This window comes from Streptomyces sp. NPDC017095 (assembly GCF_044332325.1).
GTDB lineage: Bacteria > Actinomycetota > Actinomycetes > Streptomycetales > Streptomycetaceae > Streptomyces.
Window position 1 is genome coordinate 30,855 of record NZ_JBIROU010000014.1, and the last position, 23,479, is coordinate 54,333.

The following is a 23,479-nucleotide window of genomic DNA, read 5'->3' on the forward strand; positions in this document are numbered from 1 at the left end:
GGCTTGCCTTCGAGGGCGCTCCAGCTCCTAGCGTCGTAGCCGACCATCTGCGGAGAGGGAAGCACCCGTGAAGTACACGCTGTTCGGACGGACCGGCCTGCGCGTCAGCGAACTGGCGCTGGGCACCATGACCTTCGGGGAGGACTGGGGCTGGGGTGCCGACAAGGACACCAGCGCCCGGATCCTCGACGCCTACGCCGACGCCGGCGGCAACTTCGTGGACACCGCCGACATCTACACCTCGGGCAGCTCCGAGCGGATCCTCGGCGAACTGCTCACCGGGCGCCGCGACCGGTTCGTGCTGGCCGGCAAGTACACCTGCGCCACCCGCGACGGCGACCCCAACTCCGCGGGCAACCACCGCGGGAACCTCGTGCGGTCGGTCGAGGCCAGCCTGCGCCGGCTGCGCACCGACCGGCTCGACGTGCTGTGGGTGCACGCCCGGGACAACTTCACGCCGGTGCCGGAGGTGATGCGCGCCCTGGACGACGTGGTGCGCGCGGGCAAGGTGCTCCACATCGGCGTATCGGACTGGCCGGCCTGGGAGATCGCGCAGGCCAACACCCTCGCGGAGCTGCGCGGCTGGACGTGCTTCGCGGGCTCGCAGCTGCGCTACAGCCTGCTGGAGCGGACCGTGGAGCGCGAACTCCTGCCGCAGGCCCGGGCGTTCGACCTCGCCGTGTTCGCCTGGGCGCCGCTGGCGGCGGGCCTGCTCACCGGGAAGTACCGGCGCGGGGAGCGGGGCCGGCTGGACACGCTGGGAGAGCGGCCGCAGGCGTGGGAGGAGGGCATCGTCGACGCGGTCGTGGAGGTCGCCGAGGCGGGCGGCTGGAGTCCGGCGCAGGTGGCCCTGGCCTGGCTGCTCGGCCGGCCCGGGAACGTCGTGCCGATCGTGTCGGCCACCAGGCCCGAGCAGCTCGCGGACAACCTGGCGAGCACCGGCGTCCGGCTGGACGCGGACGCCCGGGCCCGGCTGGACGAGGTGAGCGCGGTCCCGCTGGGCTTCCCGCACGATTTCCTGCGCGAGCCGCCCATCACCCGCAACGTGTACGGCGACCGCTGGCCGGACATCGAGGACCGCCGCTCCGCCTACCGCCGTACCGTGCACGACGTCCTCTGACACCCGCCGGCCGGTCCGTACGACCGCTGCCGGGTGCGACCGCGGTCGTACGGCGGGGTGCCCGGGTGCGACCGTGGTCGCACCCGGGGCGGGTCCTCAAGGGTGACCGGGGGCGCGTGCGAGGGCGACCCTGGGCCGATGTGGCCGGGCGTGCCCCGCCGTGAGGATGGCCGGGTGACCGAGATCATCGCGGGGCTGTACCTGTCGCCCCTGGAACTGCTTGCCGTGCTGGGTGCCGTGGCGCTGGTGGCGGCGCGCTGGCTTCCCGGCGCGGCCCGCCCGCGCGTGACACTCGCGGCGGTGATGGTTCTCGTGCCGGCCGCGATCGTGCTGAGCGTGACGGGGATGCGCTGGCAGATGGCGCCGGCCCTGGCGGGCGCCGCCGTCGCGGCGCCGTTCGCCCTCTCCCCGTGGCTGCGCCGCCGTGCCGGCCGGCCGGCGTGGCGGGCCCGGTGGTGGCTGGCGCTGCCGGGGTCGGCGGTGTGCGTGGGCCTGATCGCCACGGGTCCGGTGGCCGCCTGGGCGTTTCCCGTGCCCGTGTTCCCCGAGCCGTCGGGCCGTTTCGCGGTCGGCACCCGCGTGGTGCAGTGGACCGACCCGCACCGCCCCGAGAGCTTCACCGCCGATCCGCACGACCGGCGCACGGTCGTGGTCCAGCTCTGGTACCCCGCCCGGAAGAGCCCGGCAGGCACGCCGCTGGCCCGGTACCTCGGGCGCACGGAGCACGAGGCGCGCATCGTCTCCGGTGCCCTCGCCCGCGGCGCCGGCCTGCCCGGCTTCCTGGTGGACGGCGTGCCGCGGGCGCACACCCACGCGGTGTTCGACGCCCCGGTGACCGGCGGGGGCGGACGGTTCCCGGTCGTGCTGTTCTCCCCCGGGTCGGGCGGAGTGCGGACCCAGAACACCGCCTGGGCGGAGGAACTCGCCAGCCACGGCTACGTGGTCGCCGCGCTCGACCACCCGTACGACTCCGCGGCCGTCGTGCTCGCCGACGGCCGGACGATCCGCGCCAGGACCACCTCTTCCGGGGACCGGGTCGAGGACGGCAGGCTGGCGGCCCGCTGGACGGCCGTCCGGGCCGCGGACCTCCGCTTCGTCCTCACCCGGCTGGAACACCCGGGCCGGGACGGGGCGGCCGGCCCGCTGGCCGGACGCCTGGACACCGGCCGGGTCGCGGTCACCGGCCACTCCATGGGCGGTGCCGCCGCGCTGCAGGCAGCCCGCCAGGACCGCCGGTTCGACGCCGTCATCGACCTGGACGGCTACCCCCACGGCCCCGCCTTCCCCGCCCTCCGCCGGCCGGCCCTTGCGCTCACCCAGGCGATCACGCCCGCGACGGACCCGGATTACCTGCCCCGCCTCACCAGCGCCCTGGAGCACAGCACCGCGACGAGCTACCGGCTCACCGTCCCCGGCGCCGCGCACCTCACCTTCATGGACGGCCCCCTGTACCTGCCGCCCGTGCCCTCCGTGGTCGGCTCCCTGGGCCGCGCGGAGAGCCCGCGCGTCGTCGCCGCGACGACGCTCGCCTTCCTGGACGCCACCCTGCGGCACCGCCCCGTTGACCTGGCCGGCGTGCTGTCGGCCCACGGCGATCTGACCGTCCACCGCCCGGACGGCACCCGCTGACCGGCCGTGCCCCGGCGGCCGACGAACGGCCGGTCCCGTCCCGGAGCGACGCGTCACCCCGCCGGGATCCACCGGCCGGTCCGGTCCCGACGAGAGGCCGCGGGCCTGTCCGGCCACGCGCGCCGTCATTCGGAGGGCGGCCGGCGGCGTCAGGTGCGCAGCGCGCCCGTCCGGCTCTCCAGGCGGCCCAGCAACCCGGCGAGCAGGCCCGCCAGTTCGCCTTGGCCGTCCGGAGCCAGGACGGACAGTACGGCGGTCTCGTAGGCGAGTTGCTCGGGCAGGATGCCGTCGACCAGGTCGCGCCCGGCGTCGGTGAGACGGACGTGGGCGACGCGCCGGTCACGGGTGTCGCCGCGCCGATCGACCAGACCGCGCTCGGTCAGCTGCTTGAGCCGCTTGGTGACGGCGGCCCCCGAGGAGAAGGTTTCCCGGGCCAGCTCGCCCGGGGTCAGCTCGTGTCCGGTGCGGCGCAGCGCGCCGAGCAGGTCGAACTCGGCGCGGCTGAGGCCCGCCCGGCGCAGCGGGGCGTCCTCGGCCTGCTGGAGGAGGGCGGCGCAGCGGTTGATCCGGCCGATGACCTCCATGGGTCCGGTGTCCAGCTCCGGGTGGACGGCCCGCCACTGGCGGACGACGGCGGAGACGGTGTCGGTACCGGCCGGACCGGTGCGGGTCGGTACGGCTTCGGTGCCGGCCGGCGTGGCATCAGTGCCGGTGGGCACGGCTTGGGTGCCGGCCGGCGTGGCATCGGTGTGGGGTGCGGGTCGGGTGCGGGGCGCGTCGCTGCCGGGCGTCGGTCCGCCGTGCGTCGCCGTCATGGCCGTATGTCCTCCGTCGTCCTGCCCGGTTCCCGGCCGCGGTCGCCCGCCGGGTCCCGGTCCTCGTCCCGCGGTACGAGCCCCTGACGCCGTACCGTCGCGGCGAGCGTACGGTGTCCGGCCTGCTCGGTGAGCACGACCCGCTCCCCGGGCAGGGCGCGCTGCCACCACTCGCCGGCGGCGGCGTCGGCCGTGGCGCGCAGGTCGACCAGGGCGGCGGCGAGCGCGCGGCGGGCGGACTCCAGGGCGCGGGGCGCCGGGCGGGGCTCGGCGAGCAGGCGGGCGGCGCTCTCGCGGGCGCGGTTGGCAGCGGTCAGCGCGTGTTCCAGGCGGTCGCCGGCCCGCCGGTTGGTGACGGCGACGGCGGCGGCGAAGCCGACCAGGGCGCCGACGAGGGTGTCCACGACCCGGTCGGTGATCAGCTCCGCCGGGTTCTGGCTGCGCGCGAACTCGGTGATCAGCAGGGCCATCGGGGTGACGCAGACGCTGCCCAGCCAGTAGTTGCGGCCGATGAGCGCCTCGGCGCCGAAGTTCAGGGCGAGCGAGCAGAGCACCAGGGCGGCGGGGTGCAGATGGGCGAGCGGGGCGAGGGCGGCGAAGACGAGGACCCCGACGAGGTTGCCCACGACCCGCTGGACGCCCCGGTTCCAGGTGAGGGTGACGTTGGCCTGGTAGAGGGAGGCCGCGGTGACCAGCGCCCAGTAGGGGCGGCCGACGCCGAGGGCGAGCGCGGCGTACCCGGCGAGGGCGCAGCCGAGCGCGGTGCGGACGGCGAGGGGGGCCAGCGGGGCGAGGCGGTGGCGCAGCGAGCGGGGCGGCACGGCCTGTTCGGCGGCCACGCCGAGGAGTTCGTCGGCGGACTCGCGGGGCGGCTCGACGCGCGGGACCCGGCCGGTGCCGCGCAGCTCCCGGGCCCAGCCGCGCAGCCGCTCCGGGTCGGTGTCGGCGGGGGCGGCGAGGGCGACCTCGGCGCGCACGAGGAGCTGTTCGAGGGCGCGGCGGGTGGGGTCGGGGCGGGCGCCGGCGGCGAGCAGCGTCTGCCAGGCGGCGTGGATCGCGGCGGCGCACGCGGCGCGGGCCCGGGCGTGGCCTTCGGCGGTGCCGCGGGTGCCGGCGTACGCGGCGGCGGTGTTCAGGGCCTGTGCGGTGGCGCGCCGCTCGGGGCCGTGCGGGCGCAGCAGCCCGGGGGCCATGCCGACCAGCCAGGCCCAGGCGCCCGCGGCGAGGGCCAGTCCGAGGTGGCCGGGGAGCTGGCCGGCGGTCTGCGGCGCGAAGAGCGAGGCGGAGCTGATGAAGGTGAGGACCACGTTGCCGGGCGGTCCGATCCGGGTGGCGTCGCACACCGTCTTCTGGACCGCGGCGAGGACGGCGCCGACGGTGACGAGGACGACGGCGCTCGTGGTCAGCGCCGCGGCGAGCAGGGCCACGGCGAGGCCGCCGACCATGCCGAGCACCACCCAGGCCAGGACGCGGGCCCGGGCGGGGTAGGGCCGGTTGTGGGCGTAGAGCGCGCACAGCGATCCGGCCATGGTGTACATGGCGAGATCGAGGCGGCCGAGTGCGAGCAGCGTGAGGTTGGGCGGGGCGACCGCGGCGACGACGCTCAGCGCGGGCTTGAACCAGATGTCGGAGGGACGCCCGAGGCGGAGGACTCCGGCCAGGGGAAGACGGTGGGGGGAGGTACTGCTCATCCCAATAATTTAGCACGTGTTTTACCAGTGAAATAATTGCGCCGGGCGGGGTGATCACGGCGTGTGCTCCCCCGCATGCTCCCCGCGTACATCCTTGCGCTCGCGTGCGCTCCGTCCGCGTGGGGCATCGCACCCCCTGGAGCGTCTTCGGGGCATCCCTGGGCGGACCGTCGAGCGGGGAGGTACGCGTGCACGGACCGGTGTCGACCGCCTGGCTGCTGGTGGCGCTGTGCGCGGTGACCGGCGCCTACTGCCTGCTGCGGATGCGCAGCGGCGTCGAGGAGCAGCGCCGGGCCGCGGGCGGCGAAGCGCTGATGGGCTTCGGCATGGCCGCGATGGCCGTGCCGGCGGCGGTGTTCACCCCGCCGCGGTGGGCGTGGCCGGTGTACGCGGCCGTGTTCGGCGCGGCGGCCCTGCGGGCGCTGTGGACCGCGCGCGACGGCTCCCGCCATCTGCACCATCTGGTGGGCAGCGCGGCGATGGTCTACATGGCGGTGGCGATGACCGTGGCCCTGCCCGCCGCCCACCATGATCACGGCGGCACGGGCGTACCGCTGCTGACCGGCGCGCTCCTGCTGTACTTCACCGGCTATGTGCTGCTGTCCGGCGCCCGCCTGGTGCCCGCGGCGGCCCCGGCGGGCGGGCCCGGACCGGCCGGCTGGGGCGACCGCCCGGAGCTGGCCCGGGCGTGCCGGCTGTCGATGGGGATCGGCATGGTGGCGATGCTGCTGACCATGTGAACACCCGCGCGCGCCGGGCGCCCCGGCGCGCGCGGATGCCGGCCGACGCCGACACCACTGCCGCCGCCACGGCAGCCCGCAGAACGACCGACCGGCCCCGCGCCCCCCGCCGGCCGCTCCGCGTGACGGCGCCCCGCACCTCCGTCTGCCTCCCCCGCATGGCGGCGCCCCCGCCATCGGTCGCTCTCGGTCGCTCGCGGTGGTTTTCGGCCCCGCCGGGCTTGGACCGGGCCGTCGTATCGACAAAGATCGCGGCATGCGCGATCGTCCCACCGCTCCCCCGCCCGCGCCGCCCCCCGACCCCCCGCCCTCTGGCCCTCCACCAGCCCCCGGCCCCTTGCCGCCCCCCGGCTCACCCGCCGCGGCCCGTGCGGCCGGCCGCGTCGCCGTGGTCCTCGGTGGCTGTTCGGTTCTGCTGCTCGTCCTCGTCGCGGCGCGCTGGCATCCGCTGTTCTCCCTGGACGGCGCCATCGCCCGCACCACCCACCGCTGGGCGGTCCGCGACCGCGAGGTGACCCATCTGTTCCGGGTGCTGACGGACTGGGTGTGGGACCCGCTGACCATGCGCCTGGTGTGCGCGGCGGCGGCCGGGTGGCTGGTCTGGCGCCGCGCGGCCTGGTGGACGGCGCTGTGGCTGGCGGCGACCTGTGCGCTGGCGGCGCTCGTGCAGCAGTCGCTGAAGGCCGCCGCCGGCCGGCCCCGCCCGGTCTGGCCGGATCCCGTCGACTCCGCTCACTACGCGGCCTTCCCGTCCGGACACGCGCTGACCGCCACCGTGGTCTGCGGCCTGCTGCTGTGGCTGCTGCGCCGCCACGCCCCGGGCCGCCCCCTGTGGCGTACGGCGGTGGGGGCGGCGCTCGTCTCGGTGGCCGGCGTGGGCGTGACCCGGGTGTGGCTGGGCGTCCACTGGGCCTCGGACGTGCTCGGCGGGTGGCTGTTCGGAGCGCTGCTGGTGGCGCTGGCCGTGCTGGTGTACGAACGGCCGCGCGACCGCCGGACGCGACCGCCGGGCCGTCGGTAGAGTCCCGCGCATGACCGCCGTACTGTTCGACTTCTCCGGGACGCTGTTTCGCGTCGAGCCTGTCGAAACCTGGCTGCGCGCGGTGCTGGGCGAGACCGGACACGCACTCGCCGAACCCGAACTCGCCCGCGTCGCCCGGGCCCTGGAGGCGGCCGGCGCGCTGCCGGGAGGCGCGGCGCCGGTGCGGGTGCCGGCGGACCTCGCCGGCCTGTGGGCGGTCCGGGACGAGAGCGCGCGGCTGCACCGGGCCGCGTACACGGGCCTGTCCCGCCGGGTGCCGCTGCCGGATCCCGGGCTGCACGACGCCCTGTACGAGCGGCACATGTCGCCGGCCGCATGGACCCCGTACCCCGACGCTGCCGAGGTGCTGCGCACGCTGCGCGAGCGCGGGATCGGCGTCGGCGTGGTCAGCAACATCGGCTGGGACCTGCGGCCGGTGTTCCGCGCGCACGGGCTCGACGCGTACGTGGACAGGTACACGCTGTCGTACGAACACGGCGTGCAGAAACCGGATCCGCGGCTGTTCTCGGTCGCCTGCGAGGCGCTCGGCGCGGATCCGCGCCGGGTGCTGATGGTCGGCGACAACAAGGTGGCGGACGGCGGCGCCGCCGCGCTCGGCTGCCGGGTCCGCTTCGTGGACCACCTGCCCGTGGACCGGCGCCCGGACGCGCTGCTGCCGGTGCTGGACCTGGTGGGCTGAGCCCGCGGCCGGCGGGCCGGAGCGGACGCGCCGAGGCGGCCGGAAGTCCGGCGCCGTCCGTCTGAGACGATCCCCCGCGTCGCCCCAGACGGACGGCTGCCCCGGGCGATCCCGAACACACGGGTGCCCGATGCGTTGAGTATAGTTGGCTGGCAGCCAGTCAACGCAGGAGTTACAGGATGTCCCCGCGCAGCGCCTCGGTCAATGAAGAATTGCGGCGGCGTTCCCGGGAACGGCTGTTGCAGGCCGCCGTCGAACTGGTCGGCGAGCGCGGATTCGAGGCCACGACGCTGGCCGACATCGCGGACCGGGCCGGCTCGGCACGCGGACTGGTGTCGTACTACTTCCCCGGCAAGCGCCAGTTGGTGCAGTCCGCCGTCCACCGGCTGATGCACCGCACGCTGGAGGAGGCGCTGGAGCGGGAGCCGCACACGGAGGACGGCCGGGAGCGGCTGGCCCGGGCCATCGACGCGATCCTGGGCCTGGCCCGGGACCGGCCCGTGCTGATGCGGCAGCACATGGCGGGCCTGCTCCAGGCCGAGGGCTTCGTGCAGTGCCCGGAGCAGCGCCGGCTCGCCGAGCTGCTCAGCGACACGGTCGCCCGGTACGGCGCGCAGAACGTCTCGGCCGACTATCCGGTGCTGCGGGCCCTGCTGATGGGCGCGGTGTACGCGGCGCTGGTGCCGGGGGTGCCGATGCCCGTTCCGGCGCTGCGGGCGGAGCTGTTCCAGCGGTACGGGCTGGACTGGGAGATGGGCGTGCCGCCGGGGGCCGGGGCCGCCGGCCCGGAAGCGGGGGGCGAGGACCTGTCCGACCTGTCCCGCTTCTTCGCCACCGAGGAACGGCCGGAACGTCCCTGACGGCGGCGGTCCGGCCCCCGACGGACGGCGGCCGGACCGGCTCTGACATCGCCGGACCGGCCCTGAGCGCGGCGGGTCGCCGCTGTCAGGTGAGCGGGCGCGGCCCCAGCCCCAGCCCCAGCCCCAGCCCCAGCCCCAGCCCCAGCCCCAGCCGTACGATCACCCGCCCCGGTGAGCGGACGCGCGGCCGGATCACTCCTCCGGCCCTGCCCGCCGGTGCGCCTCGGTGCCATGCTGGAAGTGTCCGCACGCCCCTCCTTCGGGCAAGGAGTTCCGCTGTGCTGCGTGTCGCCGTCGTAGGCTCCGGACCGAGCGGGTGCTACACCGCCCAGAGCCTGGTCCAGCGTGATCCGGGCATTCTCGTGGACGTCCTGGACCGGCTGCCGTGCCCCTACGGGCTGGTCCGCTACGGCGTCGCACCCGACCACGAGAAGATCAAGTCCTTGCAGGGCAGCCTCCGCACGGTGCTGGAGCACGAGCGGGTGCGGTTCCTCGGCGGTGTCCGGGTGGGCGGCCCCGGCGGTCTGCCGGCCAAGCGGCTGCGGGAGCTGTACGACGCGGTGGTGTACTGCGTGGGTGCCGCCACCGACCGGCGGCTCGGCATCCCCGGCGAGGATCTGCCGGGAAGCTGGTCGGCCACCGAGTTCGTCTCCTGGTACAGCGCGCACCCGGACGCGGCCGACGCGGGCTTCCTGCGCGGGGTGCGGTCGGCGGTCGTGATCGGGATGGGCAACGTCGCGGTGGACGTCGCCCGGATGCTGCTCCGCGGCGCGGCGGAACTGCGTCCGACGGACATCCCGCAGGCCGCGCTGGACACGCTGGCGGCGAGCGGGCTCACCGAGGTGCACATGGCGGGCCGGCGCGGCCCCGCACAGGCCCGCTTCACCACCAAGGAACTGCGCGAGCTGGGTGGCCTGCCCGGCACCGAAGTCACCGTGGAGCAGGCCGAGGTGGCGCTCGACCCGGCGGACACCGGCGCGCTGCCGGCCGGCCCGCGCCGCAACGCGGAGGTGCTGCGGGACTGGGCGGCGCGGCCCGCCGCGGCGGCCGCCCGGCGGATCCGGCTGCGGTTCTTCCTGCGCCCGGTGGAACTGCTCGGCGCGGACGGCCGGGTGTGCGCCGTCCGTTTCGAGCGGACCGCGCCGGACGGCCGGGGCGGTGTGACCGGCACCGGCCGGTACGAGGACGTGCCCGCGCAGTTGGTGCTGCGCTCGGTGGGCTATCGCGGAGTGCCGCTGGACGGGCTGCCGTTCGACGCCGCGAGCGGCACGGTCCCGCACCGGGAGGGCCGTGTCCTGCGGGACGGCGTGCCCTCGCCGGGCGAGTACGTCGCCGGGTGGATCAAGCGCGGCCCGACCGGGGTCATCGGCACCAACCGGCCCTGTGCCAAGGAGACGGTGACCTCGCTGCTCGCGGACGCCCCGGCACTCGGTCGCGTCTCCGCACGGGCGGATCCGGTGGCGGCGCTGCGGGCGGCGGGCATCGAGCCCGTGCCCTGGGGCGGCTGGCTGGCCATCGAACGGGCCGAGGCCGAACTGGGGGCGCGGCTGGGCCGGAGCGTGGTCAAGCTGGCCGACTGGGACACGCTGCTCAGGGCGGCGAGGGTGCCGTAGCCGCGCCGTAGCGCCTGCGCGGAGCGACCGGCGGCAGGGTGCGGCGGGCGGCCCCGGCGCGACCGGCCGCGGCTCGCGCGACGGCGGCCGGGTGCCGCGCCGGGCAGGACACACACCGGCAACAGGGCGGAAATCAACAAACTGTTCAAGGCCCTTACGGTCTCGTCCTGTCCGCATGTCCGTCTCCACCCGCCTCCGCCGGAGTCCCCATGGCCACCACCGCAGACGTGCACCCCGTCGACGAGATACCCCCGGTACGGCAACTCGCCGCCTTCGGGCTCCAGCACGTCCTCGCGATGTACGCGGGCGCCGTCGCGGTGCCGCTGATCGTGGGCGGCGCGATGAAGCTGTCGCCCGCCGACCTGGCCTATCTGATCACCGCCGATCTGCTGGTGTGCGGGATCGCCACGCTGGTCCAGTGCGTCGGGTTCCGGCACTTCGGGGTGCGGCTGCCGGTCATGCAGGGGTGCACGTTCGCCGCCGTGTCACCGATGGTGCTCATCGGGACGACGCAGGGCGGGCTGCCCGCGATCTACGGCTCGGTGATCGTCGCCGGGCTGGCGATCATGCTGCTCGCGCCGGTCTTCGGCCGTCTGCTGCGCTTCTTCCCGCCGCTGGTGACCGGCACGGTGATCCTGATCATCGGAGTCTCCCTGCTGCCGGTCGCGGGCAACTGGGCGGCGGGCGGCGCCGGAGCGAAGGACTTCGGGGAGCCGCGCAACCTGGCGCTGGCGGGCTTCGTGCTCGCGGTGGTGCTGGGTGTGCAGCGGTTCGCACCCGCCTTCCTCTCCCGGATCGCCGTGCTCCTCGGCATCGCGGCGGGCCTGGCGGTCGCCGTGCCGTTCGGGTTCACCGACTTCGGCGGGGTCGGCGCCGCCGACTGGGTGGGCGTCAGCACGCCGTTCCACTTCGGGGCGCCCCAGTTCCGGACGTCCGCGATCGTGTCCATGCTGGTCGTGGCCCTGGTGACGATGACCGAGACGGTCGGTGACCTGATCGCCGTGGGTGAGCTGACCGGGCGGAAGGCCGCGGCCGGGCCGCTGGCGGACGGGTTGCGCGCGGACGGTCTGTCGACCGTGCTGGGCGGCGTGTTCAACACCTTCCCGTACACGGCGTACGCGCAGAACGTGGGCCTGGTCGGCATGACCCGGGTGCGCAGCCGCTGGGTGGTCGCGGCGGCCGGCGGCATCCTGGTGCTGCTCGGGCTGCTGCCCAAGCTGGGCGCGGTGGTCGCGGCGATCCCGGCGCCGGTGCTCGGCGGCGCCGGTCTGGTGATGTTCGGGACGGTCGCGGCGAGCGGGCTGCGGACGCTGGCCCGGGCCGACCTCCGCGGTGACGGGGGTCTGACCGTGGTGGCCGTCTCGGTGGCGGTCGGCCTGCTGCCGGTCGGGGTGCCCGGGGTGTACGCGCGGTTCCCGGACTGGTTCCAGACGGTGATGAACAGCGGGATCAGCGCGGGCTGTCTGTCCGCGATCGTCCTGAACCTGCTCTTCCACCACCTTCCGCGCAAGGGCGGTTCAGCCGGCGGCGGGCACCCGGGCGGCGTCGCCGAGCCGGCCGGCCTGCCGGTCGGCCGCGGCGAGGAGACTGTCGAACAGCCCCGGGAAGAGACTGTCTAGATCGTCCCGGCGCAGGCCGTTCATCTTGGCCGTGCCCCGGTAGACCTGCCGGATGACCCCGCTCTCCCGCAGCACCCGGAAGTGGTGCGTGGTGGTGGACTTGGTCACCGGCAGGTCGAAGTACGAACAGGACAACTCCACGTCCCGGGCGGCGAGTTCGCGCACGATCCGCATCCGCATCGGATCGGAGAGGGCGTGCAGCACCGACTCCAGGCGGATCTCCTCCCGCTCCGGGTGCGGCAGCGAGCGGCCGGTGGTGGCTGTGTCGGTCACGGCGACCGCTCCTTCGTCGCGGGAATCCTGCACTACCCGCATCGTACGAGTAGTTTCGTAGTTTGACATCTATCGTAGTACGAGAGGTACCGTACGAGAGCATCAGTGGTCCCTGACGAATGGAGTCCGTCGTGAGCGCCCTCTTCGAGCCTCTCACCCTGCGCGAAGTGACGATCCCGAACCGGGTGTGGATGGCGCCGATGTGCCAGTACTCGGCCGAACCGACGGGTCCGCTCACCGGGGCCCCGCACGACTGGCACTTCGCGCACTACGCGGCGCGGGCCACCGGCGGCACCGGCCTGATCGTGGTGGAGGCCACCGCCGTCGCACCCGAGGGCCGGATCTCCCCGTACGACCTCGGGCTGTGGAACGACACCCAGGTCGAGGCGTTCCGCCGGATCACCCGCTTCCTCGCCGCGCAGGGCACCGTACCGGCGATCCAGCTCGCCCACGGCGGCCGCAAGGCCTCCACCGACCAGCCGTGGAAGGGCGGCGCACCGGTCGGACCGGAGGCGCACGGCTGGCAGCCGCTCGCGCCGAGCGCGCTGCCGTTCGACGAACGGCACCCCGTCCCGACCGAGTTGACGGTCGATCAGATACAGGAGATCGTCGGCCAGTTCGCCGCCGCCGCGCGCCGGGCGCTCGCCGCGGGCTTCGAGGCCGTCGAGATCCACGGCGCCCACGGCTACCTGATCAACGAGTTCCTCTCCCCGCACTCCAACCACCGCACGGACGCCTACGGCGGCTCGTACGAGAACCGCGTGCGGTTCCCCCTGGAGGTCGTGGACGCCATACGCGAGGTGTGGCCCGCGGACAAGCCGGTGTTCTTCCGCGTCTCCGCCACCGACTGGCTCCCGGAGGGCGGCTGGACGCCGGACGACACGGTCCGGCTCGCCCGTGACCTGCACGCCCACGGCGTCGACCTGCTCGACGTCTCCACCGGCGGGAACGCCGCCGGCGTCAGCATCCCGACCGGGCCGGGCTACCAGGTGCCGTTCGCCGCCCGGGTCAAGGCCGAGACGCCGCTGCCGGTCGGTGCCGTCGGTCTGATCACCGAGGCCGGGCAGGCCGGGAAGGTGCTGGAGAACGGCGAGGCGGACGTGGTGCTGCTCGGCCGGGAGCTGCTGCGCAACCCGTCCTGGGCCCGGCAGGCCGCCCGCGAACTGGGCGCGGAGATCCGGGTGCCGGACCAGTACCACCGGTCGGTCTGATCCGGGACGGGAGGGGGCGGACCGGAAAGGGCGGACCGGGCCGGACCGGGCCGGCCGGTGGCCGGGTCCGCCTCCTCACACAGGCAGCAGGCGGCCGACGGTCTGTTCCAGGCGGGGCAGGGTGCGCTGGCCCGCCAATGCCAGGGCGATCGCGGCCACGACACCGGCCCAGGCGAACGGGCCCAGCGGGGTGCAGCCGAACGCATGGCTGAGCACCGGCGTCTGGACCACGGCGACGAGGGCCAGCGCGGAGCCCAGCGAGGTGACCCGCACCAGCCGGCTGTCCCGCCGGTCGAGCAGGGTCTGCACGAGCTGGGTGCCGACCAGCCCGCACAGCGCCATGGTGCTGGAGCGGCGGGCGGTGCCCGGGGTGAAGCGGCCGATCAGCCAGGCCGTGACCGCGCCCAGGCAGGTGGTCAGGGCCCGGTGCCGGATCTGCCGCAGCAGCGGGGCGCCCAGGACCGCGGAGGCGTCCTCCGGCGACCCGCCCCGGGCCCGTACCGTCTCCTGCCCGTCCTCCTTCTCCGTCACGGCCACCGCCATCGACGGGAACAGGTCGGTGAACAGGTTCACCATGAGCATCTGCCGGGTGGACAGCGGCGCCCGCCCGGACAGCAGCGTCCCGAGGATGCCGAACCCGACCTCGCCCGCGTTGCCGCCGATCAGGATGGCGATCGCGTCGGCCACGCTGTGCCACAGCGCGCGGCCCTCGCCGACCGCGTCGATCAGCACCGTCAGGTCGTCGTCGGTCAGCACGATGTCCGCGGCGTTGCGCGCGGCGGCCGAGCCCCGGGCGCTGATGCCCACACCGATGTCGGCGGCGCGGATCGCGGCGGCGTCGTTGGCGCCGTCGCCGACCATGCCGACCACCCGGCCCGCGTCCCTGAGCGCCTCCACGACCTGGAGTTTCTGCTCGGGTGCCACCCGGGCGACCACGCCGGCGTCGCGCAGCATCCCGGCCCGGGTCGCGCGGTCGGCCGCGGCCAGTTCGTCGCCGGTGACCACCACGGTGTCCCCGGGCCAGCCCAGGTCGGCGGCGATGGACCGCGCGGTCTGCGGATGGTCGCCGGTGAGCATCACCGGTCGTACGCCCGCCTTGTACAGCCCGCCGACCAGCGCCGTGGAGGTCTCGCGCGGGACGTCGGACAGCGCCAGCAGACCCGTGAACTCCAGGTCCTCCAGGGCATGTTCCAGGGCCTGGGACGCCTGCTCGTCCGCGCCGAGCCGCCGTTCGGCCACCGCCAGCACCCGCAGGCCGCCGCCGGCCAGCGCGTGCGCGGCGTCGGAGGCGTCCCCGGACAGCCCGGTGCAGGCGGGCAGCACGGTCTCCGGGGCGCCTTTGACCACCAGGACGGGCGGGCCGTCCCCGTCGCGGCCGACGGCGGCGGCGTAGCCGCGCGCGGCCTCGAACGGCAGCCCGGCCAGTTGCGTCCAGTCCGGATCGGGTGCCGCGGCGTCCAGCACCGCTTCGTCGGTGGCGTGCACCGGCTGCCCGGAGCCGCCGCCCAGCCGCGGGCAGGCCCGGGCGGCGGCCCGGACCGTCCGCGCCGAGCCGGGTTCGTCCACCGCGTGCACCGCGCCCCCGGCGTCGGTGGTACGCACCAGGCGCAGCCGGTTCTCGGTGAGGGTGCCGGTCTTGTCGAAGCAGACGGTGTCCATGCGGCCCAGTGCCTCCAGCGTGCGCGGGGTGCGCACCAGCACGCCGCCCCGGCTCAGCCGCCGGGCGGCGGCGAGCTGGGCCACCGTCGCCACCAGCGGCAGCCCTTCGGGTACGGCCGCGACGGCCACCGCCACGCCGCCGCTGACCGCGTCGCGGATCGGGGTGCCGCGCAGCAGGGCCAGGCCCGTCACCGCGGCGCCGCCCGCCAGGGTCAGCGGCAGGGCCTTGCGGGTGAGTTCCTGGAGCCTGGCCTGCACGCCGCCGGCCGGTGGCGTGCGCGCGGCGAGGTGCACGGCGCGGGCGGCCTCCGTGCGGTCGCCGGTGTCGACCACGACGGCCCGGGCCTCCCCCGCCACCACGGTCGTCCCCTCGAAGACCATGCAGCGCCGGTCGGCCACGACGGCGTGCGGGGTGGGGGCGGTCTGCTTCTCCACCGGCAGCGACTCGCCGGTGAGCGCCGACTCGTCCACCTCCAGGCCCTGCTGCCACAGCAGCCGGGCGTCGGCGGGCACCACGTCGTCCGCCTTGAGCTGGATGACATGGCCGGGGCGGAGCCGGCCCGCCTCGACCGTGCGGGCGTCGCCGGCCGGGGCCTCGGCCCCGGCCGGCACCAGCCGCGCCTTCTGCTTCTGCTCCGCGACCAGCCCGGACAGCGCCCGCTCGGCCCGCAGCCGCTGGAAGCCGCCGACGAGGGCGTTCAGGTCCAGGGCGCCGACGACGAGCAGCGCGTCCACGACGGAGCCGAGGATCGCCGAGGCCGCCGAACCGACGGCCAGCACCGGGGTGAGCGGGTCCTGGAGTTCACCGCGTACGGCCCGGCCGAGCCGGTAGGACCAGCGGGCGGGCGCGGCGGCCGGATGCCGGGTGACGCCTTCGGCCGCCTTGCGCAGCGGAGCGGTCACCGTGTCGAACGGGCCGGGCTCGGCGGCCGGTTCGCGGGCCAGCCGGTCCCGGGTCTCCTCCGGGCCCAGCTCGTGCCAGTGCACCCGGGGGCGCGGGTGCGGGGCGCGGGCCGCCGCCACGCCGAGCGCGGCGCGCCCGCCGGACAGCAGCGCCGCCGCGGCACCCGCGTCGACGGGTGCGTGCCGGAGCCCCGGCAGCAGCGACCGGCGACCGCGCCCGCCGCCGGACTCGCCGACGGCGACGAGCAGCCCGGACAGCGCGGCCCCGGAGCGGGCCAGCGTCTGCGCCCGGTGGCCGACCGTGCGGGCGGCCGGGATCGCGGTCAGCACCCGCCACACGTCGGGCAGGCCGTGCGGCGCGAGGAGGTCCGCGCCCCAGACGACCGCGCCGTCCCGGTCGGTCAGCGCGACCGCGACATCGGCGGCGCGCAGGGCGGCCAGGACGTCGTGCTCGCCGGCCGAGCACACCCGCGCGGCCACCAGCACGGCACCCTCCTGGCCGCGTGCCTCGTACACGACGTCGTCCAGCGGCCGGCGGGCGTCGACGACCTGGTCGGCGAGGCCGGTGAAGTCCTCCAGCGCCGGGTCGTCCACCAGGACGACGCGCAGGCCGGCCCGGCGGGCGGCGTCGAGCACCGGCTCGGCCCACGGGTCGGGTTCGCCGTCGCCGGCGCGCAGGGCGCTCGGGTGCAGGACGACGGTGCCGGCCATCTCCAGCTCGCGCAGCCGCTCCGGGTCGCGGACCAGGACACCGGCGCGGGCCAGCGCGGTGCCGAGCAGGGCGTGGAAGGCGGCCGGGCCGTAGCGGGCGGCCTTCGGGGAGCCGGAGAGCACGGCCTCCGCCGCCTCGGCGGCGTTGTGCTTCACCAGCAGCGTGGCCGCCGCGCCCAGCACGCTGCCCGTGGAGGCGTGGGCCGCGTACTCCTGCGCCGGGGAGACCCGCAGCGGCGGCCGCGGTGGCCCGGCCGCGGCGAGGCTGACCCGGTCCGGGCCGCACAGCTTGTCGTGCAGCGCGTCGAAGGCGGCCGAGCGGGCCACCGTCTCGGCCATCTGGCAGGCGCGCAGGGCGCCGTCGAGCACGAGTGAGGCGGGGGTCTGCCCGGCGCCGTGCACGGCCGCGTTCGCGCAGGCCAGCAAGAGGTCGGTGCGGGAGTCCCCGATCCGCGCGCTCAGCAGGGCGCGGAAGCGCGGGTTCTCGCGCAGCAGGGTGACGGCCGCGGTCACCATCCGGGGCGAGGGCGGCAGCCGCAGCGCGTACGCGGTCAGGGCCAGGGCGGTCCCGACGGCGTCGGCGGCGAGCGTGGCCGCGGCGGCGCGCACCCCGGCCGGGTCCGCCGGGTGCGTGGTCTCCTCCACGGCGGGTCCGGCCAGGACCAGGCCGTGCCGTTCGGCGAGGCCGGCCGCGTGGTCCAGGACCCGGTCGGCGGCCTCCTGCCCGGTGGCGGTCACCACCAGACGGGCCAGTCCCTGGTCCCAGTAGGCGACGAGTACGTCGGGGTGCTCCTGGAGCGCTTCGGCCACCCGGCGCGCGAGGTGCGCGATGCCGTCCGCGTGCCGCGTCCCGTCCGGTTCCGCGGGGCGCAGGGCGAGGTGGGCGCGGGCGCCCGAACGCCAGTGGACACCGGCGCCGGGCAGCGCGTGCCGGGCCACCCGGGCGACCCGGACCGCGGTGTCCGCGCCGCGCACGCCGGCGCGCGCCGTTCCGGCGGCGGCACCGGCGGCCAGCCCGGCCGCGGGTGCCGCCGCCCGGGCGAGCAGGCGGGGCGCGGCGGGCAGCAGGCGGGCGGCCGGCGGCGCCGTCAGACCGAGCACCGTGGCCTCCTCAGAGGGTGGTGCGGTCGGGCCGCGCGGTCGGGCCGAGAGGACTGGAGGACGTCCTCACCCCGGGGGCGGACTCGGCCGGACCGGACGCCTCGCCGGGCTGGACGGACCCCTCGGCGCGGTGACCGGAGCCCTTCTTGTGGTGGCCGGAGCCTTTGGACCGCTTGGCGGAGCGGCCCGGATCGATGGCCCGGACCGGCCCCGGAGCCTCATCGGCACCCGCGGACACCCCGGTCCCGGCGGACGTGTCCTCGGCCGCATCCCCGCCGTGCCCGCTGTCGGCGCCGGACCTGAGGGCCGCGGTGCCGAGGTCGTGCGCGCGTTCGGGCCCGGACTCGGGCACGGACACGAGTCCGGGTCCCTGTCCGGCCGTGGGGCCGGCCGACGCCGGCCGGGCCGGCCTCGGCTGGGTCAGCCAGGCCACCGCCGCGCCCGTGACCGCCACGGGCCACTCCACCACGCCCGCCGCGCCGAGGACTCCGGCCCCCGCGTACACCGCGATGCGCCGGCCGCGCGGCGACACGGCGCCGATCTTGTCGAGTGTCCCCTCGGCGGCCCTGCCCACCGTTCCGGCGCCGGGCACCCTGCGCAGTACCGAGGCGGCGCCGCGCAGGGGCGCCGTGAGGGCCGACGACGACTTCTGCTCAGCCATGACTCTCCTCGGGTAGATCCCCGTACCTGCTCCCCGAGTGCCCGTGACCGCGCAGGCCATCCCCGTTTTTCTCCACAAATGCCCCCAGATGCCCGGATGTGTTCCCGCTCCCGGCGGCGCCACCCGTCCCCGCGCCGCCGGGGCCGCCTCACCGCCCGGGCCGGAACAGCCCTTCGGGCACGGCGGCGGCGAGGACGCGGTAGCCCTCCGGGGTGAGGTGCAGCCAGTCCCCGGTGTGCAGGTCGGCGCGGAGCCGGCCCGGAGCCGCGGGGTCGCGGACGGCCCGGTCGAAGTCGATCACCGCGTCGAAGTGGCCCGGCGTGCGGATCCAGGTGTTGACGCGCTGCCGGGTGGCCTCCCGTTCCCCGGCCGGGTCGTCGTACTGCGCGTTGCCGCCGAACGGCGTGATCGTGGCACCGTAGACCCGGATGCCCCGGGCGTGGGCGCGGGCGACGACCTGCTGGTAACCGGCGATCAGGTCGTCGGCGACCGCGCGCTGCGCCCCGGGTCCGGCGTCGGCGGTGCCGATGTCGTTGACGCCCTCGAAGAGGATCAGCCAGTCCACCGCGCCGTGGGCGAGCACGTCCCGGTCGAGGCGGGCGAGCACGCTGGGGCCGAGCCCGTCGGCGAGGACGCGGTTGCCGCCGAGCGCCTGGTTGAGGACGGCGGTGTCCGAGGTGGCCGGGTGGCTGCGGAGGCGGTCGTAGAACTGGTCGGGCCAGCGGTCGTTGCCGTTGGGGGTGGAGCCGCGCCCGTCGGTGAGGGAGTCGCCGACGACGGCCACCGCCCGGCTGCGGCCGGCGGCCCGCACCTCGACATCGCTGAGCAGGTACCAGTGGTCGACGGCGGTCGCGCCCGGGAGGTCCTGGTCGCGGGTGTGGTCGCCGTGCGTGAGGTACGACGTGGTGCGCGAGCCGGGGTGGGAGGTGAGCGCGAGCGACTCCTGACCGCGCGCGGTGTACGCCGTCACGGTCAGCTCGGAACCGGCGCGCAGCGTGAAGTCCAGCGGGTCGGAGACCAGTTGGGCGCCGACCGGGACGGTCGCGGAGTCCCGGCCCGCGAAGGCGACCCGGCGCAGGCTGCCCGGCTCGACCGCGCCCGCCCCGGCCCTGCCGCCCTCGGGCAGGGCGACGGTGACGGCGGTGAGCGGCAGCGGGGTGTCGCCGTAGGCGTTGGAGAAGCGCAGCCGGATGCGGGAGCCGCCGGTGGTGACCCGGACGGTCTGCCGCAGGGTGGTGTCCACGAGCACCGACTTCGCCCCGGTGTACGGCGCGGGCGGCAGATTGGCCGGCTCGGCCTGCTGCGGCGCGGCGGTCCAGGTGGTCACCCAGTGCCGGCCGGGCCCGGCGATGGCGGCACCGGCGCCGGCCGGGCCCGGTGTGCCGGCCAGCGCGGTGAGCGCGGAGGCCGTGACGACGAGGGCGAGGACGAGCACACAGGTGCCGAGCACGGTGACGAAGGGCGTTCTGCTGGGCGGTTTCACGGGGGCCTTTCCGGGATGCGGTGAACTGGCGGGAGAGGAGGGCCGACGGAGGCGTGGGAGGACGAGCCGCCGGGGCAGCGACGTGCACGGAGACGGCGGGCACAGGGCGGCATGGTGACGACCGCGGGCTCGGTGCGGGAGCGTGCCGTATCCCGGGGCGGCGGGGTGCGGGAGCGTCCCCGTGCCCCGGAGCGGCGGGGTACGGGAGTGCCCCGGAGCGGGAGTGCCCCGGAGCGGCGGGGGTGCGCGCCCGCCCCAAGGCCGCGTAGCGCGCACCCCGGTTGGTCAGCCGGTCGTGCAGGCACTGCCGTTGAGGCTGTACGCGGCCGGTGCCGCGCTGTTCCCGGTGTGCGTGGCCTGGTAGCCGATGGTCACGCTGGCGCCGGGCGCGAGGGTGGCGTTGTACGCGGCGTCGGCCGCCGTCACGGCGCCGGTGCGGCCGCTGTAGACGGCGTTCCAGCCGTTGGTGAGGGTCTGGCCGGCGGGCAGGGAGAAGGCGAGCTGCCAGCCGTTCACCGGGGTGGTGCCGGTGTTGGTGAGGGTGACGGAGGCGGTCAGCCCGGTGCTCCAGGCGCTGACGGAGGCGGTCACCGCGCAGCCGGCGGCGGGGGGCTGGGGAGTGGTGGTGCCGCCGTCGAGCCCGAAGAAGGCGAGCGCGCGGGAGGCCATGCCCCAGCTGTAGAGGTTGTGGCCGACGCCCTGGAGGCTGATCGCCTCGACGGGGGCCTGGTCACCGGTGGCGCCGTAGCGGGTGCGGGTCCAGCCGGCGGCGGGGGTGTCGGTGGCGGCGGGGGTCTGGCTCACGCCGAGCACGTTCGTCCACTGCTTGATCTCCTCCCCGAAGTTGGGGTAGCGCAGGGTGTCGTCCTCGGTGCCGTGCCACAGCTGCACGCGCGGGCGCGGCCCGGCGTAGCCCGGATAGGCGCCGCGCACCAAGTCGCCCCACTGCTGCGGGGTGTGGGTGAGGGTGCCGCCCGAGCAGGTGCTGTTCCACTCGGAGCCGTCGGTGGTGGCGAAGCAGCCGAAGGGCACACCGGAGAAGGCGGCGCCGGCCGCGAACACGTCGGGGTAGTCGCCGAGCAGGACGTTGGTCATCATCGCGCCGGACGAGATGCCGGTGACGAAGACGCGGCCGGTGTCGGCCGCGTAGGTGCGGACGGTCCAGTCGACCATGGAGCGGATGCCGGCCGGGTCGCTGCCGCCGTCGTGACGCAGCGCCTGCGGCGAGGAGACGTCGAAGCACTTGCTGGCGCGGGTCACGGACGGGTACACGACGACGAAGCCGTGCTGGTCGGCCAGTGCGGGCCATTCGGTGCCGGAGTACATGGCGGAGGCGGAACCGCCGCACCAGTGCACGGCCACGACGACCGCCGGGTGCGGGGCGAGGTGCTCGGGGACGTAGACGTACATCTGGAGGTTGCTCGGGTTGGCGCCGAAGCCGGTGACCTCCGTCAGGGTGGCCGTGGGCACGGCGCGGGTGCCGGCCTCGGCCGGGGGCGCGGCGAGGGCCAGGGCCGCGAGGAGCGGCAGCAGGGCGCCCAGCAGTCCGGCGAGTGCGGTGCGGAGACGGGTTCGTGAGCGGTGCGAGGTGGGGGGCACGTCACCTGGTCCCTTCTGGTCACGGCTCGTGCGGGGGCGTGCTTGCGGACGGAACACCCGGCATCGTGGCATGGACACGCAAGCCATGGAAGCGCTCCCACCAGACTTCCCGGGAACCGGGCGAGACTGCGCGACAGGTTGACTAGAAAGCGCTTGCACTCTACGGTCCGTTCATCAACGTGACCGACCGGCGCGCGACAGGGCGAGGTCGGCCACCACATCGCACGATTGCGTTCCAGATGTTGTACGTCATTCACGTACACAACCCCTCCCCACAGAGAAGGGACGCACCCCCATGCACATCAGAACAGCTTCGAGCGCGGCGGCCACGGCCGTCGCGCTGGCGGCCGCCGCCGTCCTCGCGCTGCCCCACCCGGCCGGTGCCGCCGACTCCTCGCCGGTCGGCTTCGGCGCCGGGACCACCGGCGGCGGCAGCGCCCCGGCGGTGACCGTCTCCACGCCGGCCGCCTTCAAGGCCGCCGTGACCGGCGGCACGGCGAAGGTGGTGAAGGTGAGCGGCCTGATCCCGCTGAGCGGGCAGGTCGACATCGGCTCCAACACCACGGTCCTGGGCGTCGGTTCGTCGTCCGGCTTCACCGGCGGCGGACTGCGCCTGAAGCAGGTCGGCAACGTCGTCCTGCGCAACCTGGTCATCACCAAGGCCGTCAAGACCGACGCCATCACCGTGCAGGCGTCCACCAAGGTGTGGATCGACCACAACTCCCTGTCCTCCGACCGCGATCACGGCAAGGACTACTACGACGGCCTGGTGGACGTCACCCACGGCTCCGACCAGGTCACCGTCTCCTGGAACGTGTTCAAGGACCACTACAAGGGCTCGCTGGTCGGCCACAGCGACAACAACGCGGCCGAGGACACCGGGCACCTGCACGTGACGTACCACCACAACTGGTTCGACCACGTCAACTCCCGCACCCCGAGCCTGCGGTTCGGCACCGGGCACTTCTACGACAACTACGTGGTCGGCGCGGAGACCGGCGTGCACTCGCGCATGGGCGCGCAGATGCTCGTCGAGAACAACGTCTTCCGCGACACGCAGGTCGCCGTCACCACCAGCCGGGACAGCGACGTCGACGGATACGCCGTACTGCGGGGCAACGACCTCGGCGGAGCCGCCACCGAGATCTCGCAGACCGGCGGCTTCACCACACCGCCGTACGGCTACACGGCAGAGCCCGCCTCCGGTGTCGTCGCCTCGGTGACGTCCGGCGCGGGCGCCGGGAAGATCTGACCCCACTCGGAAGAAGGCATTCGGGACATGACCTCATCAGCGACCTCGCGCGGTCTGCTGGGCGGCCTGGCCACCCTCGGACTCACACTTGGCATGCTCATGACCTCCGGTGCGCCGGCGGGCGCGGCCACCTGGCCCTCCGCCAACGGCAGCCAGGCGGTCTCCGCCACCATCTCGGTCTCCGGCACCAAGGATTACGGGATGAAGCAGCTCTACGGCAGCGGCGACCTCGGCAGCGACAGCCAGGACGAGGACCAGGGCCCGCTGCTGGAGCTGGCTCCCGGCACGGTCCTCAAGAACGTCATCATCGGCTCCCCGGCCGCCGACGGCATCCACTGCCTCGGCAGCTGCACGCTCCAGAACGTCTGGTGGGAGGACGTCGGCGAGGACGCGGCCACCTTCCTCGGCTCCTCGTCGTCCAACGTCTACACCGTCAGCGGCGGCGGGGCGAAGGAGGCCAGCGACAAGGTGTTCCAGTTCAACGGGGCCGGCACGCTCAACGTGTCGGGCTTCGCGGTGAAGAACTTCGGCACCTTCGCCCGCTCCTGCGGCAACTGCAAGACGCAGTACAAGCGCACGATCAACCTCAGCGGCATCGAGGCGACCTACAAGGGCAGCAAGCTGGTCGGCATCAACACGAACTACGGCGACAGCGCGACCCTGCGCAACATCACCATCGTCGGGGACACCGGCAAGAAGATCATTCCCTGCCAGAAGTACATCGGCAACAACACCGGCAAGGAGCCGACCACGAACGGCTCGGACCCGGACGGCACCTACTGCAAGTACTCCGGCTCGGACATCACCTACAAGTGAGT

18 protein-coding genes are annotated in these 23,479 nt (G+C 75.3%); 11 read left to right on the forward strand and 7 right to left on the reverse strand.

What is annotated here, in order from left to right; translation table 11 throughout:
* Positions 1 to 67: 67 nt before the first annotated feature.
* Positions 68 to 1,120 (forward strand): aldo/keto reductase, encoded by a 1,053-nt coding sequence (locus ACH4OA_RS25825; protein WP_397971181.1) that lies wholly within the window; start codon positions 68 to 70, stop codon positions 1,118 to 1,120.
* A 138-nt stretch (positions 1,121 to 1,258) separates the two neighbouring features.
* On the forward strand, positions 1,259 to 2,749 hold the full coding sequence (locus tag ACH4OA_RS25830) for an alpha/beta hydrolase family protein (RefSeq protein ID WP_397971184.1): 1,491 nt from the start codon (positions 1,259 to 1,261) through the stop codon (positions 2,747 to 2,749).
* 149 nt (positions 2,750 to 2,898) lie between these two features.
* Here ACH4OA_RS25830 and ACH4OA_RS25835 read toward each other — a convergent pair whose 3' ends face one another.
* Both ACH4OA_RS25835 and ACH4OA_RS25840 read right to left on the reverse strand, forming a co-directional pair.
* Positions 2,899 to 3,564, reverse strand: a complete 666-nt coding sequence (locus ACH4OA_RS25835) for a MarR family winged helix-turn-helix transcriptional regulator (protein ID WP_397939431.1) — start codon at positions 3,562 to 3,564, stop codon at positions 2,899 to 2,901.
* A complete protein-coding gene (locus ACH4OA_RS25840; protein ID WP_397971187.1) occupies positions 3,561 to 5,255 on the reverse strand; it encodes an FUSC family protein in 1,695 nt (564 codons plus the stop codon). Before ACH4OA_RS25840 ends, ACH4OA_RS25835 begins: the two co-directional genes overlap by 4 nt.
* Before the next feature lie 188 nt (positions 5,256 to 5,443).
* Between ACH4OA_RS25840 and ACH4OA_RS25845 the strand changes: the two genes are divergently transcribed.
* The 6 genes from ACH4OA_RS25845 to ACH4OA_RS25870 all read left to right on the forward strand — a co-directional run bounded on the left by ACH4OA_RS25845 (position 5,444) and on the right by ACH4OA_RS25870 (position 11,808).
* Complete coding sequence (locus tag ACH4OA_RS25845; protein WP_397971189.1) at positions 5,444 to 5,995, forward strand: DUF5134 domain-containing protein; 552 nt, start codon at positions 5,444 to 5,446, stop codon at positions 5,993 to 5,995.
* A gap of 256 nt (positions 5,996 to 6,251) precedes the next feature.
* Complete coding sequence (locus tag ACH4OA_RS25850; RefSeq protein ID WP_397971192.1) at positions 6,252 to 7,016, forward strand: phosphatase PAP2 family protein; 765 nt, start codon at positions 6,252 to 6,254, stop codon at positions 7,014 to 7,016.
* Between the two features lie 10 nt (positions 7,017 to 7,026).
* A complete protein-coding gene (locus tag ACH4OA_RS25855) occupies positions 7,027 to 7,716 on the forward strand; it encodes an HAD family hydrolase (RefSeq protein WP_397971194.1) in 690 nt (229 codons plus the stop codon).
* Between the two features lie 179 nt (positions 7,717 to 7,895).
* Positions 7,896 to 8,576, forward strand: a complete 681-nt coding sequence (locus ACH4OA_RS25860) for a TetR/AcrR family transcriptional regulator (protein WP_397971196.1) — start codon at positions 7,896 to 7,898, stop codon at positions 8,574 to 8,576.
* A gap of 278 nt (positions 8,577 to 8,854) precedes the next feature.
* A complete protein-coding gene (locus tag ACH4OA_RS25865; protein WP_397971199.1) occupies positions 8,855 to 10,189 on the forward strand; it encodes an FAD-dependent oxidoreductase in 1,335 nt (444 codons plus the stop codon).
* 209 nt (positions 10,190 to 10,398) lie between these two features.
* The gene (locus ACH4OA_RS25870) at positions 10,399 to 11,808 is read left to right on the forward strand and encodes a nucleobase:cation symporter-2 family protein (RefSeq protein WP_397947009.1); all 1,410 of its coding nucleotides are present in this window, start codon (positions 10,399 to 10,401) and stop codon (positions 11,806 to 11,808) included.
* Here ACH4OA_RS25870 and ACH4OA_RS25875 read toward each other — a convergent pair.
* On the reverse strand, positions 11,707 to 12,123 hold the full coding sequence (locus ACH4OA_RS25875; protein WP_397939445.1) for an ArsR/SmtB family transcription factor: 417 nt from the start codon (positions 12,121 to 12,123) through the stop codon (positions 11,707 to 11,709). The genes ACH4OA_RS25870 and ACH4OA_RS25875 overlap by 102 nt on opposite strands.
* An 89-nt stretch (positions 12,124 to 12,212) precedes the next feature.
* Between ACH4OA_RS25875 and ACH4OA_RS25880 the strand changes: the two genes are divergently transcribed.
* Positions 12,213 to 13,292: an NADH:flavin oxidoreductase/NADH oxidase gene (locus tag ACH4OA_RS25880; protein ID WP_397947011.1), complete on the forward strand. Its 1,080-nt coding sequence runs from the start codon at positions 12,213 to 12,215 to the stop codon at positions 13,290 to 13,292.
* A 75-nt stretch (positions 13,293 to 13,367) separates the two neighbouring features.
* Here ACH4OA_RS25880 and ACH4OA_RS25885 read toward each other — a convergent pair whose 3' ends face one another.
* The 4 genes from ACH4OA_RS25885 to ACH4OA_RS25900 form a co-directional block, all read right to left on the reverse strand.
* Entirely contained in the window at positions 13,368 to 17,666 is a 4,299-nt protein-coding gene (locus ACH4OA_RS25885; RefSeq protein ID WP_397971201.1) for an HAD-IC family P-type ATPase, read from the reverse strand.
* A 10-nt stretch (positions 17,667 to 17,676) separates the two neighbouring features.
* Entirely contained in the window at positions 17,677 to 18,327 is a 651-nt protein-coding gene (locus ACH4OA_RS25890; protein WP_397971204.1) for a hypothetical protein, read from the reverse strand.
* A gap of 148 nt (positions 18,328 to 18,475) precedes the next feature.
* Entirely contained in the window at positions 18,476 to 19,810 is a 1,335-nt protein-coding gene (locus tag ACH4OA_RS25895) for an SGNH/GDSL hydrolase family protein (RefSeq protein ID WP_397971207.1), read from the reverse strand.
* Between the two features lie 285 nt (positions 19,811 to 20,095).
* A complete protein-coding gene (locus ACH4OA_RS25900; RefSeq protein WP_397971210.1) occupies positions 20,096 to 21,409 on the reverse strand; it encodes a PHB depolymerase family esterase in 1,314 nt (437 codons plus the stop codon).
* 295 nt (positions 21,410 to 21,704) lie between these two features.
* Between ACH4OA_RS25900 and ACH4OA_RS25905 the strand changes: the two genes are divergently transcribed.
* Positions 21,705 to 22,661: a polysaccharide lyase family 1 protein gene (locus tag ACH4OA_RS25905; protein ID WP_397939454.1), complete on the forward strand. Its 957-nt coding sequence runs from the start codon at positions 21,705 to 21,707 to the stop codon at positions 22,659 to 22,661.
* 27 nt (positions 22,662 to 22,688) lie between these two features.
* Entirely contained in the window at positions 22,689 to 23,477 is a 789-nt protein-coding gene (locus ACH4OA_RS25910) for a pectate lyase (RefSeq protein ID WP_397971213.1), read from the forward strand.
* Positions 23,478 to 23,479: the final 2 nt, after the last annotated feature.